21 protein-coding genes are annotated in these 23,780 nt (G+C 54.1%); 15 read left to right on the top strand and 6 right to left on the bottom strand.

The annotated features are described in order from the left end of the window. Positions 1-111: 111 nt before the first annotated feature. The 7 genes from ihfB to glpK all read left to right on the top strand — a co-directional run bounded on the left by ihfB (position 112) and on the right by glpK (position 7,217). On the top strand, positions 112-399 hold the full coding sequence (gene ihfB / locus ACPGUT_RS03425) for an integration host factor subunit beta (RefSeq protein WP_423988849.1): 288 nt from the start codon (positions 112-114) through the stop codon (positions 397-399). A 14-nt stretch (positions 400-413) separates the two neighbouring features. After that, positions 414-767 (top strand): DUF1049 domain-containing protein, encoded by a 354-nt coding sequence (locus ACPGUT_RS03420; RefSeq protein ID WP_423988848.1) that lies wholly within the window; start codon positions 414-416, stop codon positions 765-767. A gap of 26 nt (positions 768-793) precedes the next feature. Beyond that, positions 794-1,447 carry a phosphoribosylanthranilate isomerase gene (locus tag ACPGUT_RS03415; RefSeq protein WP_423988847.1) on the top strand — a complete coding sequence of 218 codons (654 nt, stop codon included), beginning with the start codon at positions 794-796 and terminating at the stop codon, positions 1,445-1,447. Positions 1,448-1,458: 11 nt separating this feature from the next. After that, a complete protein-coding gene (trpB, locus tag ACPGUT_RS03410) occupies positions 1,459-2,694 on the top strand; it encodes a tryptophan synthase subunit beta (RefSeq protein ID WP_423988846.1) in 1,236 nt (411 codons plus the stop codon). 152 nt (positions 2,695-2,846) lie between these two features. Further along, a complete protein-coding gene (locus ACPGUT_RS03405) occupies positions 2,847-5,189 on the top strand; it encodes a heavy metal translocating P-type ATPase (protein ID WP_423988845.1) in 2,343 nt (780 codons plus the stop codon). Continuing rightward, positions 5,186-5,575 (top strand): Cu(I)-responsive transcriptional regulator, encoded by a 390-nt coding sequence (locus ACPGUT_RS03400; RefSeq protein ID WP_423988844.1) that lies wholly within the window; start codon positions 5,186-5,188, stop codon positions 5,573-5,575. Before ACPGUT_RS03405 ends, ACPGUT_RS03400 begins: the two co-directional genes overlap by 4 nt. A 139-nt stretch (positions 5,576-5,714) precedes the next feature. Continuing rightward, complete coding sequence (glpK, locus tag ACPGUT_RS03395) at positions 5,715-7,217, top strand: glycerol kinase GlpK (protein WP_423988843.1); 1,503 nt, start codon at positions 5,715-5,717, stop codon at positions 7,215-7,217. A 126-nt stretch (positions 7,218-7,343) separates the two neighbouring features. On the opposite strand, the gene ACPGUT_RS03390 is transcribed toward glpK, so the two are convergent. The 4 genes from ACPGUT_RS03390 to ACPGUT_RS03375 form a co-directional block, all read right to left on the bottom strand. Then, a complete protein-coding gene (locus ACPGUT_RS03390; RefSeq protein WP_423988842.1) occupies positions 7,344-8,081 on the bottom strand; it encodes a hypothetical protein in 738 nt (245 codons plus the stop codon). Between the two features lie 30 nt (positions 8,082-8,111). Then, positions 8,112-9,023 carry a nucleoside hydrolase gene (locus ACPGUT_RS03385; protein ID WP_423988841.1) on the bottom strand — a complete coding sequence of 304 codons (912 nt, stop codon included), beginning with the start codon at positions 9,021-9,023 and terminating at the stop codon, positions 8,112-8,114. Between the two features lie 94 nt (positions 9,024-9,117). Next, the gene (locus tag ACPGUT_RS03380) at positions 9,118-10,719 is read right to left on the bottom strand and encodes an ABC transporter substrate-binding protein (RefSeq protein ID WP_423988840.1); all 1,602 of its coding nucleotides are present in this window, start codon (positions 10,717-10,719) and stop codon (positions 9,118-9,120) included. Positions 10,720-10,931: 212 nt separating this feature from the next. After that, positions 10,932-12,542 (bottom strand): ABC transporter substrate-binding protein, encoded by a 1,611-nt coding sequence (locus tag ACPGUT_RS03375; protein ID WP_423988839.1) that lies wholly within the window; start codon positions 12,540-12,542, stop codon positions 10,932-10,934. Between the two features lie 376 nt (positions 12,543-12,918). Here ACPGUT_RS03375 and ACPGUT_RS03370 point away from each other — a divergent pair, with 376 nt between their 5' ends. The 4 genes from ACPGUT_RS03370 to ACPGUT_RS03355 all read left to right on the top strand — a co-directional run bounded on the left by ACPGUT_RS03370 (position 12,919) and on the right by ACPGUT_RS03355 (position 17,925). Next, positions 12,919-13,896 (top strand): ABC transporter permease, encoded by a 978-nt coding sequence (locus tag ACPGUT_RS03370; RefSeq protein WP_423988838.1) that lies wholly within the window; start codon positions 12,919-12,921, stop codon positions 13,894-13,896. A 10-nt stretch (positions 13,897-13,906) separates the two neighbouring features. Continuing rightward, positions 13,907-14,818, top strand: coding sequence for an ABC transporter permease (locus ACPGUT_RS03365; RefSeq protein WP_423988837.1), 912 nt, complete (start codon positions 13,907-13,909; stop codon positions 14,816-14,818). Positions 14,819-14,831: 13 nt separating this feature from the next. Then, positions 14,832-16,472, top strand: coding sequence for an ABC transporter ATP-binding protein (locus ACPGUT_RS03360; RefSeq protein WP_423988836.1), 1,641 nt, complete (start codon positions 14,832-14,834; stop codon positions 16,470-16,472). A gap of 163 nt (positions 16,473-16,635) precedes the next feature. Further along, positions 16,636-17,925 (top strand): NAD(P)/FAD-dependent oxidoreductase, encoded by a 1,290-nt coding sequence (locus tag ACPGUT_RS03355; RefSeq protein WP_423988835.1) that lies wholly within the window; start codon positions 16,636-16,638, stop codon positions 17,923-17,925. Between the two features lie 27 nt (positions 17,926-17,952). Here ACPGUT_RS03355 and ACPGUT_RS03350 read toward each other — a convergent pair whose 3' ends face one another. After that, positions 17,953-18,867: a LysR family transcriptional regulator gene (locus ACPGUT_RS03350; RefSeq protein WP_423988834.1), complete on the bottom strand. Its 915-nt coding sequence runs from the start codon at positions 18,865-18,867 to the stop codon at positions 17,953-17,955. Between the two features lie 107 nt (positions 18,868-18,974). On the opposite strand from ACPGUT_RS03350, the gene ACPGUT_RS03345 reads away from it, so the two are divergent. Continuing rightward, a complete protein-coding gene (locus tag ACPGUT_RS03345) occupies positions 18,975-19,841 on the top strand; it encodes a methylenetetrahydrofolate reductase (RefSeq protein WP_423988833.1) in 867 nt (288 codons plus the stop codon). A gap of 7 nt (positions 19,842-19,848) precedes the next feature. Here the strand turns inward: ACPGUT_RS03345 and ACPGUT_RS03340 are convergent, their stop codons facing one another. Beyond that, positions 19,849-20,928, bottom strand: coding sequence for an NAD(P)/FAD-dependent oxidoreductase (locus tag ACPGUT_RS03340; protein ID WP_423988832.1), 1,080 nt, complete (start codon positions 20,926-20,928; stop codon positions 19,849-19,851). Between the two features lie 228 nt (positions 20,929-21,156). Here ACPGUT_RS03340 and ACPGUT_RS03335 point away from each other — a divergent pair, with 228 nt between their 5' ends. The 3 genes from ACPGUT_RS03335 (at position 21,157) to ACPGUT_RS03325 (ending at position 23,677) form a co-directional block, all read left to right on the top strand. Further along, positions 21,157-21,453: a hypothetical protein gene (locus ACPGUT_RS03335; protein WP_423988831.1), complete on the top strand. Its 297-nt coding sequence runs from the start codon at positions 21,157-21,159 to the stop codon at positions 21,451-21,453. Positions 21,454-21,711: 258 nt separating this feature from the next. Then, complete coding sequence (locus ACPGUT_RS03330) at positions 21,712-23,001, top strand: lipoprotein-releasing ABC transporter permease subunit (protein ID WP_423988830.1); 1,290 nt, start codon at positions 21,712-21,714, stop codon at positions 22,999-23,001. Continuing rightward, positions 22,994-23,677, top strand: a complete 684-nt coding sequence (locus ACPGUT_RS03325) for an ABC transporter ATP-binding protein (RefSeq protein WP_423988829.1) — start codon at positions 22,994-22,996, stop codon at positions 23,675-23,677. The genes ACPGUT_RS03330 and ACPGUT_RS03325 overlap by 8 nt, the downstream gene beginning before the upstream one ends. Positions 23,678-23,780 lie beyond the last annotated feature (103 nt).

Genomic DNA, 23,780 nt, shown 5'->3' with positions numbered 1-23,780 from the left:
GGTTTATCGTTGCGATTTTCAGTTTCAGGCGCGAATATGTGAGTGTCACGAGACGACTTCCAAAAGAGAGCGCATAAACAGGCGCCACATCCAGCCAGGGGAATAATAGGAATGATCCGTTCGGAGCTAGTTCAGGCGATTGCCGATGAAAATCCACACCTTTATCAACGCGATGTTGAACGCATCGTAAACACTGTTTTTGAAGAAATCACCAATGCAATGTCCCGTGGCGACCGGGTCGAGTTGCGTGGTTTTGGAGCATTCTCAGTGAAGAAACGCGAAGCCCGAATTGGGCGCAACCCACGTACGGGTGAATCTGTGGAAGTCGCGGCCAAATATGTGCCCTTCTTTAAAACAGGTAAGCTGCTACGAGACCGGTTGAACGGCAAGGCCGGCTGATCAGAAAGTAAATTATGCGGTATATTAAGTATGTGTTCCTCGCCGTTCTGGCCGTGTTGCTGATCACAGTAGCACTGGCAAATCGTGCTTTGGTTTCACTTCACCTTTTGCCACAGGAACTGTCTGAAGTTCTTGGCCTGTCAACAGAACCTCTGCAATTGCCTTTGTTTGTAATTGTGGTTGGCGGTATCGTTGCCGGGCTTGTGATCGGCTTTATTTGGGAATGGCTGCGGGAAATGAAATTCCGTGGTACGGCCAGCAAAGCTGCCAAACTGCAAAAGGAAGTGGATCAACTGCGGGCAGCGACACCGGCAGAAAAAGGGGGCCAGGCAGATGATGTGCTGGCACTTCTGGAAAGCAAAGCTTAAGTTGCTGCCAAAAGGCAGGACACCCCATGACCATCAGCGTTAAAATTTGCGGTCTCAAAACCGTAGAAGATGCGGCCACAGTTGCCGCTGCCGGGGCCCGTTATGCGGGCCTCGTCTTTTTTGCGAAGTCACCCCGACATCTTGAGATTGAACAAGCGCGTGTTCTGGCCCTTGCCATCCCGGAAGGGGTGGCGAAAGTTGCGCTAACTGTGAATGCAGATGATGCCACGTTAGATGCGATTGTCGCGGATGTTCCGTTGGATATGATACAACTTCATGGTGGGGAAAGCCCGGAACGGGTGCAAGAAATCCGCGCGCGATATGGCTTGCCGGTGATGAAAGCCATCGGGATTGCAGATGCGGATGATCTGATCCAGATCAGCACCTATACACGTGTTGCGGATCAGTTGCTGATTGATGCCAAACCCCCGAAGAATGCGGACCTGCCTGGGGGCAACGGTCTTGCTTTTGATTGGCGGTTGTTGGCCGGACGTCGCTGGGCCACGCCGTGGATGCTGGCCGGGGGACTGACCCCGGATAATGTCGCCGAGGCCATTCATCTGACGGGGGCGACACAGGTTGACGTTTCCTCTGGTGTTGAGAGCGCGCCCGGCGTAAAGAATGCAGTTAAGATAGCGGATTTCGTCACTGCGGCGACAAATCCCGTGCCACGTTTCTGAGGGGAATAACTATGGATGATCTGTTCAACAGCTTTATGAACGGACCGGATGAAAACGGTCGCTTTGGCGATTTTGGTGGGCGGTTTGTGTCAGAAACCCTGATGCCGCTGATCCTGGATCTGCAGGACGAATACGAAAAAGCCAAGGTTGACCCGGAATTCCATGCGGAAATGGATGACCTGTGGAAGCATTACGTCGGCCGTCCAAGCCCGCTGTATTTTGCCGAAGGGCTGACGAAGCATCTGGGCGGGGCAAAGATTTACCTGAAACGTGACGAGCTGAACCACACCGGCGCGCATAAGATCAACAATGTGCTGGGGCAGATCTTGCTGGCACGTCGCATGGGCAAGACCCGGATCATCGCGGAAACCGGTGCTGGGCAACACGGTGTTGCAACCGCGACCGTCTGTGCGCGTTTTGGTCTGGAATGCATCGTTTACATGGGCGCCCATGACGTTGAACGTCAGGCACCCAACGTCTTCCGCATGAAACTGCTGGGTGCAAAAGTTGTACCCGTGACGTCTGGTCGTGGCACGCTGAAAGATGCGATGAACGATGCATTGCGTGATTGGGTGACCAATGTGCGCGACACGTTCTACTGCATCGGCACCGTGGCTGGCCCGCACCCATACCCTGCGATGGTGCGTGATTTCCAAGCGATCATTGGTAAAGAAGTGCGCGAACAGCTGCCCGAACATGAAGGCGAAGGCCGTTTGCCTGATACGATCATTGCGGCAATTGGCGGCGGGTCCAATGCGATGGGCTTGTTCTTCCCGTTCCTGGATGATGATAGCGTGAACATCGTTGGTGTTGAGGCCGGCGGTAAAGGCGTGAATGAAAAGATGGAACACTGTGCGTCCCTGACAGGTGGCCGTCCTGGTGTTTTGCATGGCAACCGGACATACCTGTTGCAAGATGACGACGGGCAGATCCTTGAAGGCTTCTCGATCTCAGCGGGTCTGGATTATCCTGGGATCGGGCCAGAACATTCTTGGCTGCATGACATTGGGCGCGCGCAATATGTATCCATCACAGATACCGAAGCGCTGGAAGCTTTCCAGTTCTGCTGTACCCAGGAAGGTATCATTCCCGCGCTCGAACCCTCCCATGCCCTTGCGCATGTGATGAAAATGGCGCCGACCCTGCCAAAAGACCACATCATTGTCATGAACATGTGTGGCCGTGGCGATAAGGATATCTTCACCGTGGCGAAGGCGCTTGGCGTGGACATGAACGAAAGCGACTAAGAACAGCGACAGCTTTATCTTGTCATCGAGGGCACCCGGTTCGGGTGCCTTTTTCTTTGGTTCAACTTATGGGTGTCGGGCGGTTTTCCGCTTGACCTTCCTGTTACTGGAAGGCCTATATGCCCAACAAACCCCAGATCCAAAGGTGCAGGATGAGTGATTTTAGCGAAGCAAAACACGAGACACCCTCCATTGCCATTTTGGACGTGTCTGGTCTGTCCTGCGCCAGCTGCGCGGGGCGTGTTCAGCGCGCAATGGATGGATCTGACCTGATTGCATCCGGCCGCGTCAGCCTGGCCACGCACACTGCGGTGGTCAATTTGGCTGTGGGGGCGAATGCTGATGCTGTCGCTGATCTGATCACCCGGGCGGGTTATCCCGCAACGCTGCGCCGGGATGGTTCTGAGAAGGCGCAAATGCCCGATGAAGCCGCGCCGTTGCGTGCGCGATTTATCCTTGCCGCCATCCTGACCCTGCCGGTGTTCGTGTTAGAAATGGGTGGCCATATCTTTCCGCAATTCCACCATTTCCTGGGGGGAACCCTTGGCCATGACACCAGTCGTATCATTCAGTTTTTTCTGACACTTGCTGTTCTGGCTGGGCCGGGTCGTGATTTCTTTCGCAAGGGATTTCCTGCCCTGCTGCGGGGCATGCCCGAGATGAATTCACTGGTGGCGCTTGGGACATCCGCGGCGTTTTTGTATTCCTCCGTGTCTACTTTTGTCCCGAACTGGCTGCCCACGGGCACCGCAAATGTCTATTTTGAATCTGCTGCGGTGATTGTTGTTCTGATCCTTTTGGGGCGTTGGCTTGAGGCGCGTGCAAAAGGGCAGGCGGGCGAAGCAATTGGACGCTTGATCCGTTTGCAACCTCAGACCGCGCGTGTGGAAACAGACGGTCAGGTAACGGAGGTTCCGGTCAATGCAATCCTTCCTGATGATTTGATCCATATGCGACCGGGTGAACGGTTTGCTGTGGACGGGATTGTTACACAGGGCAGTGGGTTTGCAGATGAAAGCATGCTGACAGGCGAAGCCCTGCCAGTGGAAAAAACCGAAGGTGACACGGTAAGCGCCGGCACGTTAAACGGGACATCCGCCCTGGTGATGCAGGCGACCCGGGTCGGGCGTGACACAGCGTTGGCACGTATCATCACCCTTGTGGAAGAAGCCCAAGGCACGAAATTGCCAATTGAAAATCTGGTTGATCGGATCACAAGGATTTTCGTTCCTGTGGTGCTGGGCCTTGCATTCCTTGCAGGGTTGGCATGGCTGTTTTTCGGGCCAGATCCGGCATTGTCCCATGCGTTGGTTGTCTCTGTATCGGTTCTGATTATTGCTTGTCCCTGTGCGATGGGATTGGCGGTGCCTGTATCGATCATGGTGGCCAGTGGCCGGGGGGCGGAACTTGGGATTTTGCTGCGTGAAGGGGATGCACTTCAGCGTCTAGAGAACGTACAGACGGTTTGTTTTGACAAGACTGGAACCCTGACAATGGGGCGTCCAGAACTGGCCGGTCTGTCGATTGCTGCGGGGTTTGAACGGGATGCGGTGTTGCGTTTGATGGCCGGGGCCGAAAGCAGTTCGGAACATCCGTTGGCGGGTGCGGTTCTGCGGGCTGCAGAAGAACGTGGGATCGAGGCTGGCCTTATGCTTGATATGCAGGCGTTGCCTGGGGCCGGGGTTCGCGCCCTTGTCGACGGGCGGCGGGTGTTGATTGGGAACGAAGCCCTGATGACATCTGAAGACGTTGACCTGTCAGCTCTGTATGCATCTGCGCGGGGCTTCACATCCGAAGCGCAATCCGTGTTGTATGTCGCGGTGGATAGCAAAGCGGCAGCGGTTGGGGCGATCGCAGATCAGCTTCGCCCGGAAAGTTATGATGCGGTTCAGACATTGAAAAAAGCGGGGTTACGGGTTGCGATGATCACCGGAGATGCCCGTCCGGCGGCCGAGGCGATCGCACGGCTTCTTGGGATTGAAGATGTTCATGCGCAAACCCTGCCAGGCGATAAGGCCGATGTGGTGAAAGCACTGCAGGAAAACGGACCCGTTGCTTTTGTTGGTGATGGGATTAACGACGCGCCTGCGCTGACACAGGCGGACGTCGGCATTGCAATGGGGGAAGGCAGCGATATTGCGACCGAAGCGGGGGATGTTGTTCTGACAGGAGGGCCAGCCGCAGTTGTTCTGGCACGGGATCTGTCACGTGCCACGATGCGCAATATTCGTCAGAACCTGATTTGGGCCTTTGGCTATAATATCCTGCTGATCCCGATTGCTATGGGCGCGATTTATCCGTTTACGGGACAGCTATTGTCGCCGGCACTTGGGGCGGGGGCAATGGCAATGTCCAGTGTTCTGGTAGTCAGCAATGCGTTGCGTCTGCGGCGCGTTGGTCCAAATACAAAATCACCTACGTCTGTGGAAATTGTCATGGCTGATACAAAGCCCACCAAAGGCGCGGCATGTTGTGCTGGCAAGGCTACGTCATGAATATCAAAGATGCATCTGACCATACGGATCTGCCGGTGAAAACCATTCGCTATTATGAGGAAATCGATTTGATCCGCCCGGCACGTGCCGCCAATGGATACCGGTTTTTTGGTGAACGGGATCTGCACAACCTAACATTTCTGGCCCGGGCACGTAGGCTTGGGTTTTCAATCGAAGACTGTCGCATTCTGTTGGGCCTGTATCAAGATGACACGCGCACCAGTGCAGAGGTGAAATCAATCACCCGTAAGCATCTGTCTGCAATTGATAACAAGATCAATGATTTGCAGGCCATGCGGGAAACTTTGTCCCATCTGGTGGATGCTTGTGCCGGTGATGACCGTCCTGATTGCCCGATTCTGACGGGTATCATTGGCAATGGATAGCGCCGGGGTGCAACCCCGGATTTACCTGCATCTTACCTAAAGGGTATTTGATCCTGATGCTCTTGCATGTCACATATGTGACAACCCACACAACAGGGGCGCAGAGATGCGTTTGCAGAAGCAAAGGACTGAGCAGAACATGAATGGTTTCATTCTCGCGATTGACCAGGGCACGACATCAACACGGGCCATTGTTTTTCAGACAGATGCGCAGGGGTTGCCCGTGCCTATGGCCACTGCGCAGGAAGAATTCGAACAGTATTTTCCTGCGTCAGGCTGGGTTGAACATAACCCTGAAGATCTTTGGGAAACGACTGTGCGCACATGCCACGAGGCCCTTTCCAAAGCCGGGATTACGGCGGATGACCTGGCAGGGATTGGCATCACCAACCAGCGTGAAACGACAATTGTCTGGGACAAAATCAGCGGGCTGCCTGTCTATAATGCAATTGTCTGGCAGGATCGTCGGACCGCTGATTATTGCGATGGGTTGCGCGATGCCGGGCATGAACTGGAAATCAGAAGTAAAACCGGTCTGCTGGCTGACCCCTATTTCAGTGCGACGAAATTGCGCTGGATTCTGGAGAATGTGGAAGGCGCACGCGCCGGGGCCGAAGCTGGAAATCTGTTGTTTGGTACGGTGGATACCTTCCTGATCTGGCGCCTGACCGGTGGCATTTCCCATGTGACTGATGCCACAAATGCGGCGCGCACGATGTTGTATAATATCCAGGAAGGTTGCTGGGATCAGGATTTGTTGCAACTGTTCGAAATTCCCGCCAACATGATGCCTGAGGTCATGGATTGCGCGGCCGAGTTTGGCGCAACTGCACCCCATGTGTTTGATGGTGCTGCGGTGCCCATACGCGGTGTTGCGGGGGACCAGCAAGCCGCCGCTGTAGGCCAGGCATGTTTTGCCCCCGGCATGATGAAATCCACCTATGGCACAGGCTGTTTTGCCCTGATGAACACGGGCGATACGCCGGTCTTTTCCCAGAACCGGTTGCTGACAACCATTGCTTGTCAGCTGGACGGTAAACCCAGTTATGCGTTGGAGGGCTCAATCTTTATTGCGGGCGCTGTGGTGCAATGGCTGCGTGATGGGTTGCAAATGATTAAAGACGCGGGTGAAACACAGATGCTTGCCGCGTCCGCGGATCCCGAAGCTGTCCTGACTTTTGTTCCCGCTTTCACGGGGCTGGGTGCACCTTATTGGAATGCGCAATGTCGGGGTGCTATTTTTGGCCTGACACGGGGATCTGGCCCCGCCGAGATTGCCCAGGCGGCTTTGCAGAGCGTGGCGTTTCAGACCCGTGACCTGGTTCGTGCGATCGAGGCTGACTGGCCGGGGGGGGCTGCGGATACGGTGTTGCGTGTGGATGGCGGTATGGCCGACAGTGACTGGACGATGCAGGCCCTGGCCGATCAGCTTCAGGCACCAGTGGACCGCCCGACTGTGACGGAAACAACGGCTTTGGGCGTGGCATGGCTTGCGGGCATGCAGGCGGGTGTGTGTCCGGGGCCTGAAGAGTTCAGCAAAGCCTGGGCGCTTGATTGTCGGTTTGAAGCGCAACAGGATGCAGGGGGCGCAGATGTTGATTACGCCCGCTGGCAGGATGCTGTATCGCGCTTGATTTCATAAGAGGAATAGACAGGATCTGCTGGTTTACTGGACTTGTCACGGTTTTGTTCCGGTCTCTTTCGAGCAAAGTTTCGATGAGAGTGGCTGGCCGAATTTCCCTCACTGGCATTAGCCGTTCTGGTGCGCCTATTTGGATATTCTGTCCTGCAGGTCTTGCACGATCTCATTAAGGGTTGGCGATTGCACCGTTTTTTGTGTGAGGCCCCATAGGAAGAAACGCCCAATGTCATCCTGAACATTAAAGCGACGATACAGAACCTCTGCTGTGGCAAAATCGAGCATCCCGTTGTCAGGAATAGGCAAGAGCATGTGAACGCCTTTGGCCGTGTCGGGCCAATGGGGCATTTTATAGCTGCCATCATCTGGAATGGCGTGGAAGTTATACGCAGATAAAGAAACCCAAGCGTAGTCAAAAGGGAAGGGCGCCGTACGATCAGGCGTGTCAATGATATGCCATAAATCATGGCGGCCAACCGGACGATCACCAAGTGCCCCCAAGGCATTGGTACCGAATACCTGACGTAGCTCGGTTGCAAATGGCAGGTCTTTAATCGGGCAGGGGTAGCCGCATTGAACACCCGCCCCACTTGAATCTTCGATCACCAGTAAGCGCCCAGGAGGTAGGCTTAACTGATCCGGTAGGACTTCATCCTGGGCAAATGTGGCGATGCTCTGCCGAAGCTTCACTTGGTCAAATGCGGGCACCACACAGGATGCAGCAAAGCTGACCATGAGTGCGACAAGCCCCCCAACAAAGGAATATCGTTTCAGCCAGAAGCGCCACAGCAGCCAAGCAATGCAAAGCGTCCCAATCACAGGAAGAACGTACGCGATTAGATACATCACAGCGTATATGCCGGCCATTGGGGATCCTTTCGCGCTGGAAGGCTGGTGTCAGTGTAAGTGGGATAGGGCGGATTTAAGCTTACTTAATGCGGCCTTTGCGTCAATTTTTGTTGCCACTTGCACATTGGGTCGGCTGGTGTCCGCAAGGGTCGCGCCGATATTGTCACCATCTGAGCTGACCTTTAAGCCAGTGGTCTCGTGCCCGAACCAATCGGGATCCGAACAGGCAAGAATGGCAGCCGCATCATGCATCGGACAGCCGTCCAAGTTTGCAACCTCTTTGTAGAACTTCAGGTAGAATTCCGAAATCCGATTGATAAAGCCACCTGTTGTCGGGGCACTTGCGGCAAGAGCCGCAAAATCTTCGGGCACAAGCAAGGTTTGCAGGGTCACATCAAGACCCACCATCACCGTCTTCAGGTTGCTGGCGAAAACAGCGTCTGCCGCATTGGGATCGTGATAGATATTGGCTTCGGCATATTCGGTGATGTTGCCGGGGCAATGCAGATTGCCGCCCATGATCACAAGCTTGCCCAGATTGTCGGCAAATTCGGGATCAAGGGCTAGGGCGTCTGCGATGTTGGTCAGGGGCGCAATCGCGCAGATGACCAGTTCGCCTTTGTGTTGCCGGGCCATTTCGACTAGGAACTCAGCGGCGGGAAGGGGATGATTTTTGCCGATTTGCGGCACTTCGGCCAGATCTCCGAGACCTTCCGGACCATGTACCCACGCCGAGGGTTCAAACGGATAATCATTCCAAGGCTTTGCCGCGCCTTCGGCCACGGGGGCATCTGAACCAAGCATATCCAACAGGAAACGCGCATTGCGGCTGGACTGATCCACACGGGTGTTGCCAAACACTGTGGTCAGGCCGATCAGGTTAATTTCTGGTAACGCATGAGCCAGGGCAATGGCGATCGCATCATCTACGCCCGGATCGGTATCAATAATCATCTTCATAGTGGCGTTAAATAGGGCCCGCAAATTGTTGGCGCAATCAAAATAACAACGGCGGGGAACGCCCCGCCGTTGTTGTCGTTTCTAAGTCAATAGCTTATGCAAACCACCAGCGTTCGCCCGCTTTGGAACCATCCATGGTCCAGTTCGCAGCCACGTCATCAGAATGCGCCACATCTTTGGACAGACCCATGATGTAATTTGCAAACATCGGAACAATCGCACCACCATCATCATGGATAAGGGTCTGAGCTTCGGCATATTGCATACGACGTTTGTCCTGATCCAGTTCTGCACGGGCTTCAAGAACGACTTCGTTGAAGCGCACAGCAGAATCGGTCGTGCGCCAAGCCGTGTCGTTCCATTCCGTGTCAGCGACATAAGCAGATGCAAACATCCAGTCTTCAGTCGGACGACCACCCCAGTAGCACGCACACCAAGGTTTCTTGTTCCAAACGTTGGACCAGTAACCATCAGAAGGTTCACGTACCACTTCGATGTCGATGCCTGCTTTGGCCGCAGAAGCTGCGATCAGCTGGGCTGCATCTACGGCACCGGCAAAGGCTGCATCAGAAGCCGACAGTTGAATGGCACCGGAATGACCGGATTTTTCATAGTGGTGGCGGGCTTTGTCGATGTCGACTTCACGCTGTGGTAAATCAGATGCATGGTAAGGGTTGGCTGTAGAGATCGGGTGATCATTGCCAAGCGCACCATGACCCAGCAGGATTTTGTCGACAAGTTCTTGACGTGGGATCGACAGTTTCAGCGCCATGCGCAGATCGTAATTGTCGAAGGGCGCGGCATCTACACGCATTGGGAAGGTGTAATGCAGCGTGCCGGTTTTCTCAAGAATGTCGACATTCGGCGCACGGCCCAAGAGATTGACTGTTTTTGGATCGATGCGGTCAATGGCATGCACGTCGCCGGATAACAGAGCATTCTGACGCGCAGTTGGATCGAGCAGGGCCAGAACTTCGACTTCGTCAAAATAGGCAGGCTTATAGTAGTTGGCGTTCCGGGAGGTATTGAGACGCACGCCGGGTTCAAAACCATCGACCTTATAGGCACCGGTGCCAATGCCCGAGGTCACATCTACATCGCCATTCTCAGATGGCATGATGATGAGGTGATAGTCGCTCATCAGATATGGAAAGTCAGCATTTGGTGTTGCAAGGGTGAACACCACTGTATCGCCATCAATCGCCATGTCCTGGATCGGGGCGACAACGCCTTTTGCTGCAGAAGTGGAATCTTCACCCCGGTGCAGGTTGATAGATGCAACGACATCTTCTGGGGTCACGGATTTGCCATTGTGGAACTCAACACCCGCGCGGATTTTAAAACGCCAGGTCTGTGCATCCTCAGATTCGAAGCTTTCGGCGATGTCGCCAACAAGATCACCGTTTGCTGCAACTTCGGTCAAACAGTTGCCCCAGAGAAAGCCCATGACCGTCTGAAAACCGTTTTCATAGGTAAGAGGGCTGATGCTGTCAGTGGTCGAGCCATGCGCCATGCCCATGATGAACTTACCACCAGATTTCGGTGTTGCGGCCATCGCTTGGTTCGCCCAGCTCAGGGCGGTTGGCACGACAACGCCGGCAGCAACCATGGACTGCATAAAGCTACGGCGTGAAATTTGTTGGTTGGTCAGTTTCTGTTTCTGCGACGCAATAAAAGCATTTTTGCGTGAAAGCATTCGGTCTCTCCCTTGGTGTATTTGGCAGGGCTTTTGATGCCCCTTCCGGTGCCACCTTAAGCGAGAGGGGTCGCAAAATAAACAGCTATGTCGTTTTTATGCATTTTGTGGCGGTGTGCGACCTATGGTGTCGTTTTCGAAACAAAAAACGCAGCGATGAAACCACCGCTGCGTTTTTGTTTTTTACTGAGTTTCCCGATGGGAAGGTCAGCTTATGCGAACCACCAGCGTTCAGCGGCTTTGGTGCCGTCCAGTGTCCAGTTGGATGCGATGTTTTCGTCATGTGCGATTTCTTTAGAAACACCCATGATGTAGTTTGCAAACATTGGAACGGTCGTACCACTGTCGTCTGCCAGAAGCTGCTGTGCCTCAGCATACATGCCGCGACGTTTGTCTTGGTCCAGCTCGGAACGCGCTTCGGTGACGATCGCGTTGAAGCGATCTGCACTTGGCGTGTCGCGGAAGGCTGTGTCGTTCCATTCTGATTCCTGAACGTAGCCAGATGTGAACATCCAGTCTTCGGTCGGGCGACCAGACCAGTAAGATGCACACCAAGGTTTCTTGTTCCAGACGTTGGACCAGTAACCATCGGAAGGCTCACGCACAACCTGCACATCAATGCCAACTTCCTGTGCGGATGCTGCGATCAACTGGGCCGCGTCTACAGCGCCTGCGAAAGCTGCGTCAGATGCAGACAGTTCGATGGTGCCAGAGTGACCGGATTTCTCATAGTGGTAACGCGCTTTGTCTGCGTCAAACTCGCGCTGTGGCAGGTCGGATGCGTGGAAGCGGTTTGCTGTGGAAATCGGGTGGTCGTTGCCCAGTGCGCCATGGCCGTGCAGGATCTTGTCGACAAGTTCTTGACGTTTGATGGAATATTTCAGCGCCAGACGCAGATCGTTGTTGTCAAACGGTGCCGCATCGCCACGCATCGGGAAGACATAGTGCAGGGTGCCTGTGACTTCTTCGATGTTGATGTTTGGTGCGCGGCCCAGCAAGGCAACGGTTTTTGGATCTACACGGTCAATCGCGTGAACGTCGCCGGACAGCAAAGCGTTTTGACGTGCAGTGGGATCAAGCAGAGCCAGGATTTCTACTTCGTCGAAATGGCCTGCGCCTTCTTTCCATGCGTTGCCAAAACGTGTGGCAGTTGCACGTACACCGGGATCATAAGCGTCGATTTTATAGGTGCCGGTGCCGATACCTGAATGCGGATCAAGGCTGCCATCTGCGGAAAGCGGCAGGATCTGCAGGTGATAATCACTCATCATGTAGGGGAAGTCGGCGTTTGGTGCATCAAGGGTGAAGACAACGGTGTTGCCGTCTGCTGTGATGTCTTTGATCGGTGAAACGATGCCTTTTGCAGCAGAAGTCGAATCTTCGCCGCGGTGCATGTTGATGGACGCGATCACATCATCCGTGGTCAGAGTTTTGCCGTTGTGGAATTCGACACCCTGACGGATGTTAAAGCGCCATGTCTGAGCATCTTCGGATTCGAAGGTTTCTGCCAGTTCACCAACCAGTTCATTGCGGTTGTTTACTTCGGTCAGCGTGTTGCCGAACAGATACCCGATGGAACCAATAAAGTTGTTTTCATAGGTGGATGGGTCAAGCACGTCGGTGGTGGAACCCGCCGCGATACCCTGAATGAACTTGCCACCTTTTTTCGGTGTTGCAGCCATTGCCTGATTGGCCCAGCCCAGAGCTGTCGGAATCACAACGCCGGCAGCAACCATGGATTGCATAAAGCCGCGGCGGGAAATCGTGCCAGCCGTCAGTTTTTGTTTCTGTTGTTGGATATAGAGGTCTTTGCGAGAACGCATTTGTTTTCTCCCTGTGGTGTTTATTCCTCGTCGGCAGGCTACACGCGTGGGGCCTGTGCTCCAAATAAAATAGTGCGTTTCCAGGGATCAAAATGCCGTTTTACCAGTTTGAACTTCATAAGCGACGCTTTGTGTTTTTAATGCGAAATATGGGTGTGTAATTTTCGGATGTTTTTGTCTCAAATGCGACATTGCTGTGTGGCATTTGTTTGTGTGCAATGTATTTCTTGGGGTGTCTGAGGGAGAAAAACGACATGTCACTGCCCAAAGCGCCTTTACAGATCACCTTTGCACTGCATAGCATGTCTCAAACAGATGAGCGCGAGAGAACGGCCTGCCAATCAGGTAAAGGCTGTCCCGCGCCAGGGGGGAAATCGTGAATCTAATTCTGCAAACCATTCTAAAGCGCTTGGCGCTTGGGGTGGTGACCTTGTTTTTCGTGTCGCTGGTGATTTTCAGCGCAATCCAGTTTTTGCCGGGTGACTTTGGTGAAGCGGTGCTGGGACAGGCGGCAACGGAAGAAACCGTTGCGGCATTCCGGCGTGAGTTAGGCTTGGATCAACCTGCGTGGCGTCGTTACCTTGATTGGGTTGGCGCCGTCGCAACAGGCGATTTTGGCACATCCTTCTCTGGCCGGGCATCATCCGGCGTGGACCGTTCCCGCCCTGTGCTTGAACTCATCGCTCCTCGTCTGGAAAATACATTGTTCCTGGCCAGCATCACTGCTTTGGTTGCTGTTCCACTGGCACTGTTTCTTGGGATCACCGCCGCTTTGTGGCGCAACTCGATCTATGACCGTGTGGTGAATGCAATGACGCTGACATCGATTTCTTTTCCAGAATTCTTTGTCGCCTATATCCTGATTTTGTTTTCAGCCCTGTGGTTCGGCCTGCCGACACTGGCCAATATCACCGAGGACATGCCGTTTTGGGAAAAGGTGTATAAATCGCTGCTGCCATCTCTGACACTGACCCTTGTGATTGTTGCGCATATGATGCGGATGACACGGGCGGCAATTATTAACCTTCTGGCCAGCCCATATATCGAGATGGCGCGCCTGAAAGGTCAAAGCCGTATTCGTGTGATTCTGCGCCATGCACTGCCGAATGCCTGGGCACCGATTGCCACTGTGATCGCGTTTAACCTGGCCTATCTGGTTGTGGGTGTTGTGGTTGTCGAGGTTGTCTTTGTATATCCCGGCGTTGGTCAGCTGATGGTGGATGCGGTGTCTTCCCGTGACATTCCTGTTGTGCAGGGCTGTGCGTTGATCTTCGCGGCAACCTACATCCTGTTGAACCTGACTGCGGACATCATTGGCATTGTGACCAATCCCCGTCTGCTGCACCCGAAATAAGAGGCATCCTATGACCGATACGAACACATATTCGGCGGCCGCAGAGGTTGCCACAACGATCACCCGTCGTACCCGCTGGGAACGCACGAAGATTGTCCTGAAAAAAGCGCCCCTAACCGCATGGTTTGGCATGGTGGTGATTACGGCTTACGTTTTTGTCGCCGTTTTCGCCCAGTGGCTTGCGCCTTATGGCGAGGCAGACAGTTCTTTCGGGGCGTATCTTCCCTGGGGCGATGGCCATGTTTTTGGCACCGATCAGATTGGCCGTGATATCTTTTCACGCCTGATTTACGGCGCGCAGAACACCATGGGCATTGCCTTTGCGACTACTATCTTATCCTTTGTGATTGGTGGCGGTCTGGGACTGGTTGCGTCAATTGACCGAGGTTGGATTGATCAGGGTCTGTCGCGTTTTGTCGATGTCCTGATGGCGATCCCAAGCCTGATTTTCGCCCTGATGTTGCTGTCTGTCTTTGGGTCGACCGCCTGGAGCCTGATCATCATCATCGCGATCTTGGACAGCACCCGCGTGTTCCGCATCACCCGTTCCGTTGCTGTGAACGTGGTTGTGATGGATTACGTCGAAGCCGCGCGTCTGCGTGGCGAAGGCCTTGGTTGGGTGATGCGCCGCGAAGTTCTGCCAAATATCATGCCGCCGCTGGTTGCGGAATTTGGTCTGCGGTTCTGCTTTGTTTTCCTGACAATCGCATCCCTGTCATTCCTGGGTGTGGGCCTTCAGCCCCCGACCGCTGACTGGGGTTCAATGGTGCGCGACTCTGCGGGCTTGATGCAATATGTGGCTTTCGATCTGAAAGCTGGTCTGACGCCGCTGCTGCCGGCGGGCGCGATTGCCCTGCTGACCGTGGCTGTGAACTATGTCGTGGACTGGTTCCTGCATTTGACCAGTGGTCTGAAAGACTGAGGAAGGACAAAACATGAGCAACGATAACAAGCAAAACGCCGGTAAGGCCGGTGATGTCCTTCTTGAAATGCGTGACATTCGCATTGAAGGCTGGTCAGACGAAAAATGGAATCCGATCATCAAAGGCGTTGATCTGACCCTTCGCCGGGGTGAAGTTCTTGGCCTGATTGGGGAATCCGGTGCGGGCAAGTCAACACTTGGCTTGTCGGGTATGGGGTTCACCCAGCCGGGCTGCCGGATCACCAGCGGTTCCATCATGTTTGATGGGATCGACCTTGTGAAGGCGTCAGACACGGAAAAACGCGCCCTTTGGGGATCTCGAGTGGCCTATGTCGCGCAATCTGCGGCGGCGTCTTTCAACCCGGCACACCGCCTGATTGATCAGACGGTCGAAGCGACTGTGACCCATGGTTTACAAGCTGATGCGGCAGCGAAAGATGATGCGCGCGAATTGTATTCTGCGCTGACGCTGCCTTTCCCTGAAACCATTGGGGAACGATATCCGCACCAGGTGTCCGGTGGGCAGCTGCAACGTGTGATGACCGCCATGGCCATGTCACCGCGCCCGGATCTGATCGTCTTTGACGAACCGACCACCGCGCTTGACGTGACGACCCAGGTCGAAGTTCTTCTGTCCATGCGCAAGATCGTGGAAGAGTTCAACACAGCTGCGATTTATATCACCCATGACCTCGCCGTTGTGGCGCAGATGGCGGATACGATCAAAGTACTGCGTTACGGCAAAGAGGTAGAAGAATCTCCGGCGCGCGAAATGCTGACTGCCCCGAAAGAGGATTACACCAAGTCTCTTTGGTCGGTGCGTGCCTTGCATAAAGAAGCGCAACCTTCTGATGATATTGTGCTTTCCATTGATGGGGTTGATGCGGCTTACGGGCGTGGCCTGAAGGTTCTGCATGATGTGAACATCAAAGTCCCACGTGGGCGGACGGTGTCGATTGTGGGGGAATCCGGGTCCGGTAAATCCACAACCGCGCGTGTGATCACGGGCCTTCTGCCGCCTATGACTGGGCAGGTGATGTTCAACGGCGAAGCTTTGCCGCCTGAATTGAAAGGCCGTTCCAAAGACCAGCTGCGCAAGATTCAGATGATTTATCAGATGGCTGATACGGCGATGAACCCGCGTCAGACCGTGGGTGAAATCATCGGACGCCCGTTAGAGTTCTATCACGGGTTGTCTGGCCGTGAAAAAGAAGCACGCGTTTTGGAATTGCTTGAGATGATCGAGCTTGATGAAAGCTTTTACGATCGTCTGCCGTCTGAAATGTCCGGGGGCCAGAAACAACGCATCTGTATTGCGCGCGCACTGGCCGCCGAACCAGAAGTGATTATCTGCGATGAGGTGACATCAGCCTTGGACCAAATCGTGCAGGAAGGCATCCTGAAACTGCTGATGAAGCTGCAGGAAAAGCACGGCATCACTTATCTGTTCATCACCCATGACATTGCCACGGTTGAGGCAATCTCGGACGAGATCGTCGTGATGTATATGGGCGAAGTGGTGGAACAAGGGCCAAAGGACGAAATCATGACCGCGCCTTATCCTGAATACACCGAACTGCTGTTGTCATCCGTGCCGGAAATGGACCCGGATTGGCTGACAAAACTTGCCGAAAGTCGCGACGCGGCGTCCTAAAACTTAAGGCCTGCGGGAAGATTTTTCGCAGGCCTTTTGATGCAGATGCTGTCGCCTGAGAAAACCGCAGGTCTGTCGGCGAAAATTGCATCTATTCATGAGCTGATTTCAGATGCAGTTCATGGTCATTCATGCCAAGCTTCCCGAAATTCGGGGGGAAATCATGACAACATCTGGATATATCGACAGTTATTATACCCGCAGTCTGAAAGACACATCCGGCTATGCGCCCCTAAAGGGAGAAGTCGAGGCAGATGTCTGCATTATTGGCGGAGGGATTGCCGGGATCAGCACCGCCTGGGAGCTGACGCAGCGCGGACTTAGCGTGGCCCTGCTGGAAAAGAGTCGCATTGCTTGGGGCGCAAGTGGACGCAATGGCGGCATTCTGTCAGCAGGCTGGGCGGGACCAGACAGCACGTTGTTTCGCGGCGGAGAGGCCGCCGGGCGTGCGCTTTATGATTTGTCCCGTGAAGGCGTGAAAACCGTTATCGACAACACCCGTGACCTGGCGCTTGCCGGGGTGGATCCTGTGCCTGGGCGTGTGTCTGCGTCACGATACCCGGATGCGAAAGGGATGCAGGAAACGGTCAGATCGGCGCGCATGCAGTTTGGGCATGAAAAGGAATACCTGCCAACAGCGGAGTTGCGGAAACTGGTGAATTCCGATCGATTTTTTGATGGCTACTTTGATCCGGAAAGCTACCATATTCATCCGTTGAACTATTGTAAGGGACTTGCGCAGCATATCGTGAAAAACGGTGGGCAGCTGTTTGAAATGTCTGAGATGATTTTCATGGATCATGACGGCGCCGAAAAGATTACCCGAACCACCGAAGGCAGCGTGAAATCCAAACATGTTGTGATGTGCGGGAGTGGTTACAGTGGGAAAGAATTTGGTCGGCTTTACAACAGCCTATTGCCAATCGCGACCTATGTGATCAGCACGAAAAACCTTGGGGGGCGTCTGGATGGATTGATGAATACATCCGCTGCGGTGGCGGACACGCGCCTGTCCTGTGACTATTTTCGTGTGACACCGACAGGCGAATTGCTGTGGGGCGGTGGCATGTCTGGTCTTGCGAAATCGCCGCCAGATCTTGCGGCGCTGATGAAGAACCGAGTGCTGGAGGTCTTTCCACAGCTGGAAGATGTTGACGTAGAGGTCGCCTGGACCGGGTTGATGGGCTATGCGCGCCATAAAATGCCGTATGTGCAGCAGGTGAAGCCGAATATCTGGGCAGCCACTGGGCTGGGCGGGCATGGGCTAAATACGGGGCCAGCCATTGGGCGCGTTGTTGCAGAGGCCATTGCCGAAAATGGCAAACGGCATGAATTATTTGCGCCCTTTGATCTGTGTTGGAACGGCAGTGTTTTTGGGCCATTGGCCGCGGATACTATCTGCGCAGCGTCCAATTTCAGCCACAAAATCCGGGAACGCTTTAGCCGCGGATGATGTGGCCTATCGGTGTGTCCGGGGCGCTTATTCTTCCATGCCGCGTTGTAATTTTACGGGTTCCGTGCGGGCCAACCGGATCAGATGTGCCATAAAAGGTTGGGCTGCGTCATCGGATCTGACGGCGGCATACAGACGTTTGGTCAGGCCGGTTTCGGTCAGGGAACGGGTGATGTAATCGCTGTCATAACGTATTTCGCGCAACACCCAATCCGGCAACACAGCGACGCCGCGCCCGGACGCAACCAGCAATAACATCACTGCGGTCAGTTCCACTTTACGCGTTGCTTTGGGTTCGACCCGGGCCGGGGTCAGCAGTTCGGTGAATATGTCCAGGCGGGTGCGGTCCACAGGGTAGGTCAGAAGGGTTTCATCGCGCAAATCGGTGGCTTCGACCCAGGGCTTTTCGCCCAGCGGATGATTGGCTGAGGCTACTAGGAGCGGCTCATAGTCAAACAAAGGCTTAAATTCGACGCCGGAAATCTTTTCTGGATCGGACGAAATGACCAGATCCACCTCTTCGCGCGTCAGGGCAGGGAGGGCGTCAAAAGCCAAGCCTGGGCGAATATCAACGTCCACATCTGGCCAGGCTTTGCGAAATTCTTCCAAAACCGGAAGCAACCATTCGAAACAAGCATGGCATTCAATGGCGATGTGCAGACGCCCGTGACGGCCGGTGTGCAGCCCCATAAATTCTTCTTCCATAGCGGCAATTTCTGGCAGGATCTTTTCTGCAAGACGCAGCAGACGAAAACCAGCCGAAGACAGGCGTAAAGGTTTGGATCGCCTGACAAAAAGTTCAACTCCCACCTGATCTTCCAACCCTTTTATCTGGTGGGAAAGCGCGCTTTGGGTGATGTTCATCACCCCCGCCGCCCTGGCCAGGCCGCCGGATTCATGAATGGCTTTTATGGTGCGCAGATGGCGTAGTTCGATGTGCAATTCAAATGATCCTCATATTGATCTTTAGAATTATGAAATTGTTTCATTATAGCAAGTCTGTAATTCAGGACCCAACCGAAAACAAGCTGCGTAAGGATGCCGTGACGATGACCCGCCCGAATATTTCATTTGAATTCTTCCCGCCGAAATCTCTCGCAGCGTCTTTCCGGCTTTGGGATACCGTGCAGGCATTGGCACCTTTTGATCCCGGTTTTGTGTCTGTGACTTATGGTGCGGGGGGCACAACCCGTAAACTGACACATGAAGCGGTGACGACCATTGGCAAAACAACGGGGCTGGACGTGGCGGCCCACCTAACCTGTGTAGAGGCCAGCCGGGCGGAAACTCTGGCCATCGCCCGGACATATGCGAAAGCCGGTGTACGTGATCTGGTTGCTTTGCGTGGCGATATGCCGGGGGGCGGTGCTTTTGAGGCGCGGGATGATGGTTTTGCCAGTTCGGTTGAGCTGATCGAAGGGTTATCTGGCGCAGGGGAATTCAATATCCGGGTGGGGGCTTATCCCGAAACGCATCCTGAAAGTGTTGACATGGCACAGAATATTTCGTGGCTGAAACGCAAGTTTGAAGCCGGTGCCACCAGCGCCATCACCCAGTTCTTTTTTGAGGCGGATACATTTTTCCGGTTCCGTGATGCCTGTCAGGCCGCGGGAATTGATGGCGATCGCATTATCCCCGGCATTTTGCCGATTGAGAACTGGCAGGGCGCGCGTAAATTTGCCCAGGGCTGTGGCACGATTATTCCTGCGGATATTGCCCATGCCTTTGACAATGCGGCGCGGGATGATTGTCACGAACTTCTGGCACTAGCCCAATGTAGCGAACTGTGTTCAGATTTGTTGGATGGTGGTGTGAACGATCTGCATTTCTATACGTTGAACACGCCAAATTTAACACGTGATACCTGCCGTGCGTTGGGGATTGAACCGCACGTCAGCCTGCAGAATGTTGCTTAAAGGCACTTCAGTCGAAGCGAGCAGGGGAAATCCTGCTGATGATTTCCGCATCGATTTCCGGGGGGTGTCCGATAATCAGGTCGGCAACCAGTTGTCCCGTAGCGGGCGAGCTTTGCATTCCATATCCGCCTTGGCCCGCGCACCAAAAGAATCCTGGGGCTAGGCTGTCAAACCCCAACACCAGATTACGATCTGGTGCAAAACTGCGCAGGCCTGCCCAGTTTGACGTTACTCGGGTGACGTCTTCGGTGACGACTTCTTGGTAACTGGCGATACCTTCGGCCAGGGTTATATCTTCGGCCCAGGCGTCATGAGGTTCGACCGGATCTTCGTCGGCAGGCGAGATGATCAAAGCGCCAGCATCGGGTTTGGCATACCAAGTTTCACCGGGGCCAAACAGAATGGGCCAACCCGAAACATCAAGACCGAGAGGGGCAGGAATGCGAGCCACGGACCGGCGGTAGGGTTGAATGCAGATATCCTGAGCCCCTGCCATGCGTGCGATCTGACTGGCCCAAGCACCTGCGGCGTTGATCACCACATCAGCTGTGTAACTGTTTCCCCCTGCGATGACCTGCCAGCGATCATCGGTACGCGACATGCTTTCGACACGGGCATTGGTGATGATCTGCCCTCCGTGGCTGCGCATGATCTTTGTATAGCTCTGCATCAGTCGGTCGGTGTCGATGTCCTGCGCGCCAGTGGCGTGACCGTAACGGGTGATGACATCGTGGTTCAGTACGGGGATGATCGAACAGGCCTGATCGGCGGTAATTTCATCCAGGTTCATGACGGCCATGTCATCGTCAAAGGCTTTGTCCTGGCCTTCCATCCCCACCAGCATAAAACCCCGTGGCGATAGAAAACCGCCGTCCTGGGTTTCAAGAAAACTGCGGCTGGCGCGGTTCAGCGCGATGGTGCTGACTTGACCATAGTGTTCCTCGAATAAGGCAGCAGATCGGCCAGAGGTATGATAGCCAGTTGCGCTTTCGGCCTCCAGCAAAGTGATTGTTGCATGGGGGGCAAGGTGGGCCGCAGCGGACAGGCCGGCTACTCCGCCGCCAATAATCAGAATATCCTGTTTCATATCTCAGAATTTGACAAAGAATGGACAGAATACAAGTGCATTCTTCGCCTGCATTCATGCGCGGGTGTTGTGCTGAGTGCATGCCAGATATGCATGTCACGGGGGCACACGCAAATGTGCATTTGCGCAGGGTGGAATTTCCCATGAGAAATATCCAGATAAGGCACAGAATGAAAAGTGTCCCAGGTTGGGATAGCGGATGCCGGCATGTGTATAAAAGGTTTGCAAATGAAATTTCCCAGATACCATATCGCCCCTATTTTTGGCGCTTTTTTGATGATGATCAGCGGTGCCGTACTGGCTGATCCTTCCGTGTCCGGGGAAGCTGTTCATCCGGAAGCCGTGATAAACCATCACGAAGATATGCCTGCTGCCCCGTTGCAACCTGTAATTAACCCCCGGGCCCAAGCGATCTTTGACCAACTGGCGGCTGAGGAAAAAGGGGCAACGCCTTCCCGCCGCAGTACGCTGAGTGGCGTGGTATATTCTTCAAAGCCATCTCCTGGCTATCCGGAAGGTCGTTGAAGACTTGGTGGTTGGATAGCCTGAGAATGCAGACTTTCCCCGCTTTACGATAGAGCGACCATCCAGATCAAAAATACACCACAATTGAATGGTGTTACCTTGTGTTGCTTTTAATGGTGGGTTTCCGCCGGAGTGGTGACCCGGGGACTTGTAAAACGGCATGATTTGCGCCATCCCTGTTTCCAGTCAGGCATCGGATGAATTCACCGGATGTGCCTGATAATCTGGGGCCTGCCCCTAACATTGACAGGAGCAGTCATGGCCGGATCAACCCGCCCGTTTTCACGTTTTGAATGGCTTATCGCATGGCGTTACCTGAGAGCACGTAAGGCCGAAGGTGGGGTCAGTACGATGACTTGGATTTCGCTGATTGGCATCATGTTGGCGGTGGCTGCGCTGATTATCACGCTGGCTGTACGCACCGGGTTCCGCAACGAATTTGTCGATACGATCCTTGGCGCGAATGCCCATGTGACGGTCTATAAGCAAAGCGAAGTTAACGAAAATGGCATTCTGACCAACGCGTTACCTGATTTTGATGAACGTGCAGCTGCCATCAGTCAGGTGCCGGGAGTTGTCCGCGCGGCACCTCTTATACGCAACCAGGTGATGGCGAATAACAACGATAATAACGCGGGCGTCGAAGTCTATGGCATTCGCGGCGTTGATCTTCAGACGATCCCGCGCATCGCCAATGCGGAAACCTCGCGTGGGGATCTGGCCCGCTTTGATGAAGGCGTGTCCATTGGCGTTCAAGTTGCCCGCGAACTGAACCTTTTGGTTGGAGATCGCATTAAGCTGATTTCGCCAAACGGTATCAAAAGCCCGTTTGGTGGCACTTCTCCGCGTATCAATACCTATGAGGTTGTGCATATCTTTCAATCTGGACGCTACCTGATTGATAAAACAAGGATTTACATGCCGTTCACCGAGGCGCAGAGCTTTTTTAACAGTGAAGGTGTTGCGGATGAGATCGAGGTTTTCGTGGATGATCCGGAAGCCATTGACGCCTTGATGTTACCATTGATGGCGGCCGGGGGCGAGGGCACATTGCTCTGGACTTGGCGGGACAGTTCTTCAGGGTTCCTGAATGCGCTGGAGATCGAAGACACGGTGATGTTTGTTCTGATGAGTGTATTGGTTCTGATTGCTTCGCTGAATATCATTTCTGGTCTGGTGATGCTGGTCAAAAACAAGACACGCGACATTGGTATCCTGCGCACGATGGGCTTGTCTGAAGGATCGGTCATGCGGGTGTTCTTCATCTGTGGATCTTTGGTGGGACTGATTGGAACGGCGCTGGGGGTGGTTCTGGGATGTCTGTTCGCGGTCTATTTCGATACGATTTTGGCCTTTATTAACGGTGCATCTGGTGGCCAGGCCTGGGATGCGTCGGTGCGTGGCATCTATCGTTTACCCGCTGAACTTGAATGGCAGGACGTGTTATCAGCCGTGCTTTTGTCGCTGACGTTGTCCTTTGGGATTACAATTTTTCCGGCCCGTCGTGCTGCGCGCATGAACCCAGTGGAGGCTTTGCACAATGACTGATCACGTGCTTGAACTGCGCAATGTGCGCAAAACCTATAACCCGGGTAAAGTGAATGAAGCAGAGGTGCTGAAAGGCGCGGACCTAACGTTGAAACGCGGGGAAGTGGTTGCATTGATCGCGCCTTCCGGGGCGGGAAAATCGACACTTTTGCATGTGGCGGGATTGCTAGATCAGGCCACCAGTGGTGAGGTTTTTCTGGAAGGGGAAGCCCTGAGTACAGCATCTGATGGGAAGCGAACAGTTGCACGCCGGGCGCAGATCGGGTTTGTCTATCAGTTCCATCATTTGTTGCCGGAGTTTACCGCGCTTGAGAATGTGGTGTTGCCGCAGCTGGTGAATGGTATTTCTGAACGCGAGGCAAAATCAGCGGCAGAGACGCTTTTGAAACGTGTGGGCATTGATGATCGCATGCATCATCGTCCTGCCGAGTTGTCGGGTGGGCAACAGCAGCGTGTTGCGTTCTGTCGGGCGATGGCGAATGCGCCGCAGTTGCTGTTGGCGGATGAACCGACGGGAAACCTTGATCCGGAAACGGCTGATCGGATGTTTGAAACGCTGATGGAAATCACGCGTGATACGGGGATGGCCGCATTGATCGCAACCCATAACCATGAACTGGCTGCCAAGATGGATCGTGTCGTGCGTCTGGAGAACGGTGTTCTGACCGAGGTGTGATTTACGGATCATTCTGACGAGGCAAAGGAAGGTCTTGACGCTTGTAGGTGGCGCCGCATTTTTCACCGGAAAACCGGAAAACCGGAAAACCGGAAAACCGGAA

The sequence above is a fragment of the Halocynthiibacter sp. genome, from assembly GCF_049608145.1.
Lineage (GTDB): Bacteria > Pseudomonadota > Alphaproteobacteria > Rhodobacterales > Rhodobacteraceae > Halocynthiibacter.
The sequence above is the reverse complement of the archived record's forward strand: the minus strand, read 5'-3'. Positions and strand labels throughout refer to the sequence as shown.